We start from the raw sequence: 12003 nt of genomic DNA on the forward strand, positions 1-12003 counted from the left end.
AAGTTTTTTACTAAGGAGGAATACCTTTGGATGAAATGAAAGAACTTCACAATGCCATTGAAGAAATCACTGAAATCGCAAAGGGGTTTGGACTGGATTTCTTTCCCATGCGATATGAAATTTGTCCAGCCGATATCATTTATACATTTGGTGCTTATGGAATGCCTACTAGATTTACCCATTGGAGTTTTGGTAAACAATTTCACAAAATGAAACTTCATTATGATTTGGGGCTCAGTCAAATTTATGAGCTTGTCATTAACTCAAATCCTTGTTATGCATTTTTACTGGACACAAATAGTTTAATTCAAAATAAACTAATTATTGCCCATGTACTTGCACATAGTGATTTCTTTAAAAATAATGTTCGTTTTTCCAATACAAGACGTGATATGGTCGACAGTATGTCAGCAACTGCAGAACGAATTGCTCATTATGAAATGACTCATGGAAAAGATGAAGTGGAAAATTTTCTAGATGCTGTTTTATCCATTCAGGAACATATAGACCCTTCGATTACGAGAGCGAGGTTAAAGCCCGGTCTTGCACCAAATACAGAGGAAACTGTACTGAACCGACCAAAAACGCCTTATGATGATCTCTGGGAACTTGATAATCAATCTACTGAAAAAATAATCCAAAAAAACGAAAAAAAAATCCCTCCAAAGCCAGAAAAGGATTTACTTTTATTTATTGAAGCGTATAGTCGAAACTTAGAAGACTGGCAACGTGATATTTTAACAATGATGCGAGAAGAAATGCTATATTTTTGGTCACAGCTTGAGACAAAAATAATGAATGAAGGCTGGGCTTCCTATTGGCATCAACGAATTTTACGAGAAATGAATTTAACTCCTGATGAAACAATTGAATTTGCAAAGTTAAATGCTAGTGTCGTGCAACCATCTAGAACACAAATAAATCCATACTATCTAGGTTTAAAAATTTTTGAAGACATTGAAAAACGGTATGAAAATCCGACTGAAGAAATGAAACAAATAGGTGTAAAACCTAATTCTGGTCGGAAGATGATATTTGAAGTAAGAGAAATAGAATCAGATACGTCATTTATTCGCAATTATTTAACGAAAGATCTTGTTAAACAAGAAGATATGTACTTATTTCAAAAACAAGGAAATGCATATCGAATTACTGATAAAGACTATGAAGAAATTAGAGAGCAGCTTATTACTGCAAGAGTAAATGGTGGATTCCCATATATTTATGTAGAGGATGGAGATTATTTACGGAATGGTGAATTATATCTAGTTCATAGTTATGAAGGTATTGAATTAGATATACCTTATTTAGAAAATGTTCTTTCTTATATTTACGAATTATGGGGAAGAACAGTTCATATAGAAACTTTTGTAGAAGATAAAAATACACTATTCTCATACAATGGAGAAAAACATATGCAACGCAAATTGTATAAATAAAGCTAGAACAAAAATAGTTTAGTTAATTCGTTTACTCAATTATTATTGCAATCATTTCATTTGAATCTAAATAAAACCAACCGCTATCGATTATGCAGTTTAGACAAAACTATTGGTCAGTTGAATAAAGAAAGAGCCCTTCATCTCAGGCTCTTTCTAAACTATTAATTATAACTATCTTTTTTCCCGACATCTGCAGACAAACTCTTGATCTCGTCTGCGCTCTCTACGTCTATCTCTTTCTCTTTCGCAACTACTACATCCACACCAGTCGCTGTAGCCACCTCTTCTTCGACCATGGTCCCAGTCACGCTTTCTATCATGACATCTACACTTATCACGGCAACCGCATCTATCACGGTCTCCCCTCACTGGACGACACTCACAGACGAATCTGACGTCCCTACGCTGACGATCATCACGATCATAACATCCCATCTTCATTCCTCCATATTCTATATAAAGCAGGCCGACCTTACTAACAATATATGGGGATGCAATAAGTTTTGATTGGACAAACAGTCTGATTAAAATGTCTTTTTTGCCAGTTTAAATTATATGCCAAATTTTTCTAAAAAATTAGTCAAAAATAAAATGATATACGATAATGCCGAAGATGAATTGTGTTTTGAGCTCGTTTATTAGATTTATTTAGATTATAAAAATACATGTATAAATTTATTCCTGCTATTTTTGCTATTAAAACCACATAAAAAAACATAGTTTCTTAGCTTAGAAACTATGTTTAAAATGAAATAAGTTAGCAGTTACCGTGGGGAGTAAGTTGCCATTTGCCCGACAGGACTACGGTATTCAATTTCCTCTTCAAATGTTACATAATTAAGATATACCATTAAAAGTAAATACCTCATTCCTGTTTGTTGGTCACTAAGTATGATGTGGTCCCGACCCGCTGCTTCAATAATCCCTGTAAACACTTGAGGAGTACTTGCTCCAGCTTCTCCATCAAATGACATGTAAACGGTCACTAATTTTCCCCTATTTAAACGCAAAATGTTTTCAATATATGATTGTTCGATTGGAAGTTGTCCTGACGTTTCACTTGGTAAAGTTTGTTCACTACCTTGTAGAAAAGGCATAACAGATGTCATATCTTGCATTTGATTACTTTGATTTGGCATGATTGGCATACCCATCATTTGATTATTCATGTTAGCTAATCCTCCCTGCCATCCTTGATATTGCCAAGGTGGCATACATCCTGTAAACATTGGTTGTTGACAACAATACATTCCATTTCCTCCTTAAAATGTTGAATAAACGGATGCACATGCAGATTCCGTTGGATGATAAAAACAATGAGATTTATATCTACCAGAATTCCATTGATTGTACCACTGTGCTGGACATGCTCCTGCTGGCATAAAAAACCATAAAGAATTAGTTGCCGGATGATAACGATTCCCTTTAATTACCTCTCTGGCCAAACGTATTTCATTTGGGCGCGCCCGCTGATAAAAATATCCTTTCTGAGTAGCTTCAAAGCCACCCGGGTATTGGAAAACCATCTCTCTAATTGTAGTAATTTGTGGAAAATCTAAACAATCACCTCTAACACGATTGACACCGACATTTCCGACCATAAGCATTCCGAGTTCCCCTTCCCCTTCTGCTTCTGCTCTCATTAACCGCGCTAAAAGCTGCACATCTTCTTCAGTAGCTTGAACTACAGCCAAGACATTCACCCCCATCCTCATTTCCTATGCTATGTTTAGGCAAATGTAAAAGTGCAAGGTTATAATAGGCCAAAACAAAAACATTGTCGTTCTCAGAAAATTAATTCGGCAATTAGTTGATTAAATACAGTGGATTTTGAGTCAGCGACTTTAATGTTAATCTAGCAATATAATTAAGCTTAAGTACAAACACTATAATAATAGTGAAATACAAAAAAAGAGTGAAAACCTATCAATATAGGCGTTCCACTCTTTTATCACTATCACATAACCTGGAGAAAGCACTGTATCTTTATAAAGTATCTTTTTCAGCTAATTTATCTTTTAATTCTACCTTCATCCCGATTAATTATTGTCTATTAATCTCCATTTTCGCCGTCGTTGTCATTATTTTTCTCTCCGCCTTCCTTTCGATCATTTTCTCCATCTTGATCGTCCGTTTCCTCGTCGGGATCAGGCTGTCCCTCATTTTCATCCACTTGTTTATCGTCATTACCGACGTCATCTTCCTCGTTTTCATCATCTTCTTCTTGATTCTCGTCTTCCTGTTTTTCCTGTTTTTCTTGTTTTTCTTTTTCTTCCTGTTTTTCCTGTTCTTCCCGTTCGTCTTCTTTCTCTTCGTCTACTTGTTCGTTCTGTTCTTCTTCCTCCTGCTTTTGATTAGAAGAATTGGACGGCTCCTTCTGAGGCGTTGCTGGTTCAGCCCCGCGTACATGTAGTTCCGAACCGATAGAAACAACTGAGTCCGGCCGTACGAAATCTTTAACGTCTGACGACGACACCTCCGACATTAATTCGCGGAAAAGATGTTTGGCAATATCCTGCGTACCATCATATTTAATATACTGAACATCCCCATCTTCATTTTTCATCGACGGGTAACCCGTCCAAACAGTTAAGGAATATTCAGTGGTATAACCAGAAAACCATGAATCACGAAGTCCATCGGTAATACCATATTTTTCAAGATCCTTTTGATCAATATTTGTTGATCCTGTCTTCCCTGCGACGGGAATCCCCTCAATATTGGCTTGCATTCCGGTGCCACTTACCATGACTGTCTTAAGAATATCCGTAATCATATAAGCCGTATAGTCCTCCATGGCCTTCTCAGAAATCAAATCAGGTTCCCACTCTTTACCATCAGGAAAAACAACCTTTTTAACAGCGGAAGGTTCATTATACGTCCCACCATTTCCAAATGCAGCATAGGCCGCCGCCATCTGCAATGGTGACACACCATCAAAACCACCGATAGCAGCTGACTCATAAATCGGATCAATGTCAATGCCAACTCCTGCAGCAAACGCCTGAGCCTTATCTGCTCCCACGGCTTGAAATGCCTTTAACGCAGGGATATTTCTTGACCATTCTAGCGCCCTTCGAATCGAAACGCTACCCCAGTACTTACCATCCCACTCATTAATCGGTGTTCCGTCACTGTATGCATATGGCTCATCCGTCAAGATATGCGACGTAGGCCACTTTAAGTGTTCGATGGCCGGACCATAATCGAGAATCGGTTTAATCGTTGATCCGGGGTGATGCTTAATATTAGATCCATAGTTAGAATAACGAATGGCTTTAAAATTTCTTCCTCCGCCAATTGCTTTAATAGCACCTGTCTCCGTATCAACTAACGATAAACCAACTTCAAAATCTTCATCTGGATAAGCAATATTTTCCGAATGAAGCAAATCATACGTGGCTTGTTGCGCATCAGAATCAAGATGTGTATAAATTTTCAAGCCACCTTGGAAAAATTCATCATCTGAAACAACCTTTTCTTCATTTACCAACTGATCATAAACAGCATCAACATAAGCATTATAAGGATTATCATTTTCCTGCTTTTTCTCTTCTTTTAAAACAATATCAGCAACCAACTCCTCTTTAGCTTTAGCTTCCTGTTCTTTGTTAATAAATCCATTGTCTACCATTGACTCTAAAACCTTATCGCGTCTTTTTTCTGCCTTGTCAGGATACTTGAATGGATCTGTCGCACTTGGTGAATTAGGCAAACCAGCGAGAAGAGCAGCCTGAGAGATGCTTAATTGAGAAAGATCTTCTTCACCAAAATAAGTCACCGCAGCCGTCTTAATTCCATAAGCCCCATGACCGTAATACACATTATTTAAATACAGTTCAAGAATCTCATCTTTTGAGTATTTCTTTTCCAGCTTCATGGCAAGCCACGCTTCCTGTACCTTTCGTTTCAACGTTTTTTCTGGAGATAGAACGGTTCGTTTAATAACCTGTTGGGTAAGCGTAGAACCACCTTCCGCACCCCAACCATGTTTAATATTACTACGAGCCGCACCGATTAAACGACGCCAATCAATCCCGTTATGATCATAAAACCGTTTATCTTCAATCGAAATAATCGCAGCCTTCATCACATCTGGCACCTCATCAATCGAAACATTAATCCGGTTTTCTTCTTGAAATAAAGTATCAATCTGTTTGCCATCTTCATCGTAAATTCGTGTAGATTGCGGCATTTGTAGATTGCTTTCCTTTAGCTCCGGTGCATCATTGATCATAACCGCAACCGATATTGCACCTCCACCAACAATAAGAGTACAAGTTATACCTAAACTTAATAAAAGTATCTTCCACCAACTTCTCTTATGTTGATTTGTTTTTTTCCTCTGATGTCTTTTTTCCACTCTAGATGTATAGTTGTTAGACACGCCCACTTCACCCTTATCTACAAAACTATTAAAACCCCATTCTCTATTATATAGTATTCTAATGGAATAAAGAACTCGGATACCCTTGACAGCGATTACAAATAAAAAATAGGTTCGAAAGTCTCATCCTCAAAAGGGAAACATAAAAAAATAAACATTAACGCATTTAGGAACATTTATAAAGAAGAAAGTCTAACCTATAACCTAGAGTTGCGTTAAAATAGAAAAATCTCATCTTAATATTTAGGGGTGAGTCAATTAATGCTTATCCATTTTTCAATGTTGGTTGTTTAGAAAATAAAATGATGTTTTAAAAATAACAACAACGGTGGATAATTTATACTTTCCAGTCGAATATTTCCCTTTAGACATATTTCTTCTCCTTCTCCACTATTACATCCACAAGAAATAGTTGAATGCCATTACAAGATGGACAACGGAACTTATGATCAATCAATGACTCGGTTAAAACTTTAAGTGAATCAAAACTCTAACAAAATCAGACTTAATAGTTAATTGGTTTATTTTTTGGTAGTAATTAATCGCACTGTATGTTCTATCTTCTTCCTAAGATTTAAGTATTTCTGCATTTCGCACCTTAATATTGAACCACCTTACTGGTTCATTTTTGAGCCATTTTGTACAGATAAATCTCCGTTTACTGTGAAAGCTTCTCTATTTCTCATCATAATATCACCTCCAATACACGAATGAAATATCAGTGATAATTCGTATGACGTTCGTTCACTGACCGTATCATTAAGTAACAAAAAACGCTGCAGTCATACGACTTACAACGCTTTTAGGGTACGTCCCAGGCAGCCTTATTTATATGCCCGAAAAAGTTTGTAGTAAATGTGTAGCAAAAAAATTATTCTTTTAAGACCGCTTTTAGTGGTCTTTTTAATTAACCTCGATCACACTATCAAACAGGATATGCGTTTTTTCCAAAATTACAACTTTATTGATTGTGTCATAAGTTAACAAATATCCATCATGATATTTATGATTATGATCCGCAAAATATTTTATGCATACAACTTTTGAACCAATAAGATTAAGGATATGATTTGCATCCATTACTTGTGTGCCCGCTAGCTTCGTCTTTCCCACTAGCGCATTTAGAGAGGCTATTGGCTTAGGATCTCCTTCTTCCCATGTTAGATTTTTGTAAGCACCCACATAGTGTAACCATGTATGTTCATCTATACCAAAAGTTGGCTCACTCCATTTAATTTCGTAATACTGTTGAACCAAATTTAATTGTTCCGAGCTGTCTTTGTAAGCAAGAATAAAAGCTTCTTTCTTTTCATCATCATGTTGTACTTCTTGCAAACTCGTTGGATCAAGTAAAGTAGGAATCATTTCACTTACTTTGATAGCGAACTTTTCTACATCTGTGACATATGGTTCAACAATCGCTTTACTACTTTTCCCGCCACTACCATATTACGTCAATGCTTGATTAACGATATCTTCTGTTATTTTGGGATATTGAAAGTTAATAATAGAACCAAACTCTTTTGCACCCACCACCGGAAATATTACGAATCATATCATGTCTATTGCGTCAATATACTTTCTTGTAGACTACTATAATAGTCGGAATCCGTATCGTAATTATATATTTGATGAAATTGACTGTCTCCAAACAACCGTCTAGCCTCCCGGATATACGCCTGTTGATAAGCAGATTTCATTCTGTTATTAACAAATTCTCGATTTTTTTGAAAGTAGTTTATTGCAAAGGCTTCTTCTAACGTAATTGGCATATTCTTATCATGGACGATAAAATTAATGTCCGAATTTAAATCTAATACCATACTTCGTTTATCTTTATCCTTCGATACTTCGTTACTAAATAATAAAGTAAACACTTCATTGTTTTGATCTGCATGTTTAAGCTGGCGAAAGAGACTAGAAAATCTTTCTGGATCGCTTAAGGTTCCTATTAAATACAATGATTTAGATAAATTCATTCGATTGACAAACTGAATGTTACGTGAATCCCCATAAAAAAACCACTTGACAACCCTTTCTGTTGACTTACCATCATCATATGGACAAAACCTCTCTTTGGCTGCTAAGTAATGTGGACTAGGCTGATCATTTTGTAGTTTGCTTATGATTGCAGCTTTTAATTCTTCACTAGATTTAGCTATAGTTCCAGGTAGTTCTTCCTCACTTAAGTTTAAGCCACGCTCTTTTTTATAGACATTTAAATCATAGAGGTAATGAATAATTGGTCGTTCTGTAACTAAGAAATCAAAAAAGACACTCGAGTAATCACTAATCACAATATCTGATATTCCTAGTAGCTCATTTGTAAGAATATCTGGTGGTGGAATAATAACGTTCTTCGGAAATTTAACATTCCTTAATAAGCGATTTGATATTGGATGTCCACGAAATACGACGTTCACATCAAGCTCTGCTAACATGTTTAAGTCCTGAATGAGTTGATTTGAATCAAAACGATTGTCTGCTTTTGTTTCTCCACGCCATGTTGGTACGTAAAGAACAATTTTCTTAGACAATTCCAAACATAATTTAGACGATATTTGACGTTTAGTATCTTCCGTCATATTTAGTGTTACATCTATACGCGGGTAACCAATCTTTGCAATTTCGCCAGAATGTATCCCTCTGATTGAATAGCTTCTTGGTTGTTTTTCGGCCATATATTCATTCGGTACAATAATATGAGTGGCTTGCAGTAAATTACGAGTACTTCCAACAACCCCGACCGGTGATCCTGAACTGTCACGACCAACGGTTTTATAAAATATTCCGTGACTTGTCTGTAAATAAAGTTGATCGGGCTTTCGCACAACATAAGGATCAAAGGTCGAGTTACATATGAGATATTTAGCACTACTAATATATTTAAAGTAAGCATCGGACTTCTTTTTGACATATATGATATTATCCATGGATCTGAATTCATTAGGGATTACTTGAAACGAGTTCACTACCCATACATGGGTATAATTTTTAAAGTCATCTTTCCCTAAAATATGCTCAAAAATTGCAAAAGGACTATCCATCATTCGTGTACCACTTAGACTTTCGTAAAAAATGATCTGATCATTTACCGAATAATGTTCATAACTGATAGCATAACGAACCTTTTCTTTAGTAATATTCTTTTTATAAAAACCTTGATCAATATAGTTTGGTTTGCTAAAAAGCTCAGCTTCCTTGTAGGCGATTAATGCTTCATCAATTTTGCCAAGTTGAACAAGCACTGAGGCTAATCGTCGATAGTTTCCAGGGCGATGTTTTTCCTGTCTATCGATAGCGCTTTTGAACCATTTGGCCGCATTATGATAGTCATTTAATTGTTCATAACAATTAGCCAGTGCAAAGTGCCATGGCGAACGAACTTTGTCCAGTTCTAGAGCTGTTTCATAATAATGTAAAGCTTGTTCGGGCTTATATAGCTTATTATCTAATATAGAAGCTAATTTAAAAAATAAATCCGCATTACTTTCGTCCTGTAACAACTGGCTTTTATATGCGTCTACAGCATATTGCCATTGTTTATGTTTCTCATGAAAAACACCTATTCCCAATTGTTGACTATTTAGTTCTTGATCCAGTTGGATGACTTTTTCAAATGAATCAGCTGCTTGGTCAGGGTCTTTTATGAGTTGCATGCAACCTAGCCGATAATACGCTGTGACAAGAGATTTACGACTCGATTGTTGGTTAAAGCTATTTATAGCTTGTTTATAATAAATCTCCGCATTATGATAATCTTTAAGTTTTCGATAGCATTCCGCTAATTGAAAAATAGAAGTAGCGTCGGTTGGGTTCAGTTTTAGATAAGATTTAAAGGAAACTATTGATTTCTCCCACTGACGCATTTTCTTGTACTGATTTGCTAACTTACGATGAGCATGTATATCTCTAGGCATAGATGTTAAGTACTTATGCAAGCATAATATTGCTTGGTCGGATTCACCTAAATGAATTAAGATGTCCGCTTTGTTCAAATAAAGCTCATTTGCAGTTGAATCTTCTGTTAATTGAATAGCAGTGTTAATATATTGTAAGGATTGCATCCACAATTTCTGTTCATAAGCAAGCTTTGATAAACGAAGATAATAGTCAGGCTTATTTTTATAAATCGACTTTAATTTTTGCAAATTTCTATATATACCTTGAGTATTACCAGATCTGGTATATACTTTTAAAGCTAAATAGCTACGAAGCAACGTGGGTAATTTAGCTAATTTTCCCTTTTTCTCCTTTATATTACTGTTCAAACAAATCACCTCTTATTTACGCTAACATTGTCGTTTATTATAGATATACTAAGTATAAAATATGATAATCATCTTTTTAAAAGTAAACAAACTTGTATGAAATTACGCATTTACATACTATAAAATAGCCTCTTTCATTTAGTTATTATTTCTATATTATAACTCAGTTATTATATCATAAAAAGTCAAAAATGAGCGTTTAAATAGTTTCTTGTATAAAAAATAATGATTGAGTCATTTGAGTTAACTTCAGGTATTCTAGATAATCTATTCAACACTTCAATGTATCCTCGTTCCTCTAACGTCTTTAAACAGTTCCTTAACGTTCGATCGCTTACGCCCGATTTCTTTAATATTGTTTCCCTACTCGGAAAACAATCGGAAGTACGGTTATCCGGGTACATGCACAGCGTGGAGTACACTGATTTATCCGCCGCTTTTAGCGACTCATCCTCTAATATCGCACGAGTAACCATGACAAAAGGCGCTTTACGACGGTCGAGGACTATTCGTTCCGACGAGATAATAACCACCCCCTTACTTATAAAGGGTATCGACGTGGTATAAAGTGGGACATTAAATTTAAAGTTTAAACATTCTGTTAACTTACCGTGCATCCTTAACATAATCGTAAACAGGTTTAATTTTCCATATAAATAAGGTATACTGATGAGTAATCAACGAAGGGCAATCGAAGGGGGAAATTAGTATGTGGGTCTTATTTTTATTATTAATGGTATTGTCGGGAATTGGTGCAGTAGTTTTCCTTATTTTAACGATAATGAAAAAACGGCGAGCGTGGATCGGATTAGTCGCAACAATTGGCGTAGGGGCATTTTCGACGGTAGGCTTATTCATAGCGTTAATATTCGCCGTCCCTACCGATTCCGAGCCGGCAGTAGCGACTATTGACGATGAAAATATCGAAGAATCGGAAGCAACCGAGGATAATCCGAAAGAAGAGTCGGAGGAAATTACGGAATTAGACGTAGAAGTAGACGAAACATACGAGGTTAACGGACTGAATATACATATAAGCAACATTGAAATAACGGAGAAAGACGTCAAGGTACATATGACGATAAATAACGAAGGGGATAACTCTAAATCATTCCATCCGGATCAGCACGATTTGATTATCGGAAATAAGCAATACGGGGCTAATATGTTCATGACGAAAGGGGACGTTTCCGGTGAGATACATTCGGGAGTAGAGAAGACTGGTACAATTCGTTTCATGGCGGACGATGACGGATTTAACGTTGCTGAAATCGAAGAAATTACGCTAAAACTAGGAAACGTATTCGACGAAGATTCGTTTGAAACAGAAGCATTTGACGAAACGATCTCGATAAATTAAGCAAAAAAACGACAGCTTATCGGATAATACCGTTAGGCTGTCGTTTTTTTATTTTACTTTTTACAAATGACGTCTAATATCTTCCGCTACCTCTTCGACGGTTAAATGAAGATAACGAGTAGTCACGGAGAAGTCACTGTACAAGCGCAAGATCGCGACCGCTACGCTTGTAAAGATTGATAGCGAAGCCTCGGCGCAGAGCGTGTAAACTCATGTTCTTTAATCCAAAATCTCGTCGGTATTTATTAATACGCTTCGATATGTTATTATTCGTAGGCGTGCGCTGGCAATTCTCCCCGTACTGCGTAATAAATACATAATCATTTTTAATGTTTTGTTCTCGGCGAATCTTCTGGATCCATAAGCAACATGATCTGGTATTTTTCCAATGCTACCTCCACATTCTTTTTTATTTCGTCTCTATCTATCTTGGGTAAAAATGATAGCTGCATATTCATCATCCTTTCAAATAAATATAAAAAAGGACACCAAACAACAGCTATCGCTGTCACTTAGTGTCCTCCAGATGGCTGGTAGAACTAT

The 12003-nt window shown here is 36.2% G+C and carries 10 protein-coding genes; 2 read left to right on the top strand and 8 right to left on the bottom strand.

Going from position 1 to position 12003, the window contains the following annotated elements; all coding sequences use genetic code 11:
* Positions 1–35: 35 nt before the first annotated feature.
* Positions 36–1439: a SpoVR family protein gene (locus SPD89_RS11430; protein ID WP_336262091.1), complete on the top strand. Its 1404-nt coding sequence runs from the start codon at positions 36–38 to the stop codon at positions 1437–1439.
* Between the two features lie 164 nt (positions 1440–1603).
* Here the strand turns inward: SPD89_RS11430 and SPD89_RS11435 are convergent, their stop codons facing one another.
* From SPD89_RS11435 to SPD89_RS23070, 7 genes are all read right to left on the bottom strand, one after another.
* The gene (locus SPD89_RS11435) at positions 1604–1762 is read right to left on the bottom strand and encodes a hypothetical protein (protein WP_336262083.1); all 159 of its coding nucleotides are present in this window, start codon (positions 1760–1762) and stop codon (positions 1604–1606) included.
* 444 nt (positions 1763–2206) lie between these two features.
* A complete protein-coding gene (gene gerQ / locus SPD89_RS11440; RefSeq protein ID WP_336262084.1) occupies positions 2207–2692 on the bottom strand; it encodes a spore coat protein GerQ in 486 nt (161 codons plus the stop codon).
* 12 nt (positions 2693–2704) lie between these two features.
* Entirely contained in the window at positions 2705–3136 is a 432-nt protein-coding gene (locus tag SPD89_RS11445) for a cell wall hydrolase (RefSeq protein WP_336262085.1), read from the bottom strand.
* Positions 3137–3495: 359 nt separating this feature from the next.
* On the bottom strand, positions 3496–5829 hold the full coding sequence (locus SPD89_RS11450; RefSeq protein WP_336262086.1) for a transglycosylase domain-containing protein: 2334 nt from the start codon (positions 5827–5829) through the stop codon (positions 3496–3498).
* 903 nt (positions 5830–6732) lie between these two features.
* Positions 6733–7248, bottom strand: a complete 516-nt coding sequence (locus tag SPD89_RS11455) for a type I restriction endonuclease subunit R, EcoR124 family (protein ID WP_336262092.1) — start codon at positions 7246–7248, stop codon at positions 6733–6735.
* A gap of 143 nt (positions 7249–7391) precedes the next feature.
* Positions 7392–10100, bottom strand: a complete 2709-nt coding sequence (locus SPD89_RS11460) for a CDP-glycerol glycerophosphotransferase family protein (protein WP_336262087.1) — start codon at positions 10098–10100, stop codon at positions 7392–7394.
* Between the two features lie 185 nt (positions 10101–10285).
* Positions 10286–10726: a helix-turn-helix domain-containing protein gene (locus SPD89_RS23070; protein WP_442961136.1), complete on the bottom strand. Its 441-nt coding sequence runs from the start codon at positions 10724–10726 to the stop codon at positions 10286–10288.
* Positions 10727–10809: 83 nt separating this feature from the next.
* Between SPD89_RS23070 and SPD89_RS11465 the strand changes: the two genes are divergently transcribed.
* Positions 10810–11460, top strand: coding sequence for a hypothetical protein (locus SPD89_RS11465; RefSeq protein WP_336262088.1), 651 nt, complete (start codon positions 10810–10812; stop codon positions 11458–11460).
* Positions 11461–11786: 326 nt separating this feature from the next.
* On the opposite strand, the gene SPD89_RS11470 is transcribed toward SPD89_RS11465, so the two are convergent.
* Positions 11787–11972 carry a hypothetical protein gene (locus SPD89_RS11470; RefSeq protein ID WP_336262089.1) on the bottom strand — a complete coding sequence of 62 codons (186 nt, stop codon included), beginning with the start codon at positions 11970–11972 and terminating at the stop codon, positions 11787–11789.
* Positions 11973–12003 lie beyond the last annotated feature (31 nt).

Source organism: Pseudogracilibacillus sp. SO30301A (assembly GCF_037072025.1).
Lineage (GTDB): Bacteria > Bacillota > Bacilli > Bacillales > Amphibacillaceae > Pseudogracilibacillus.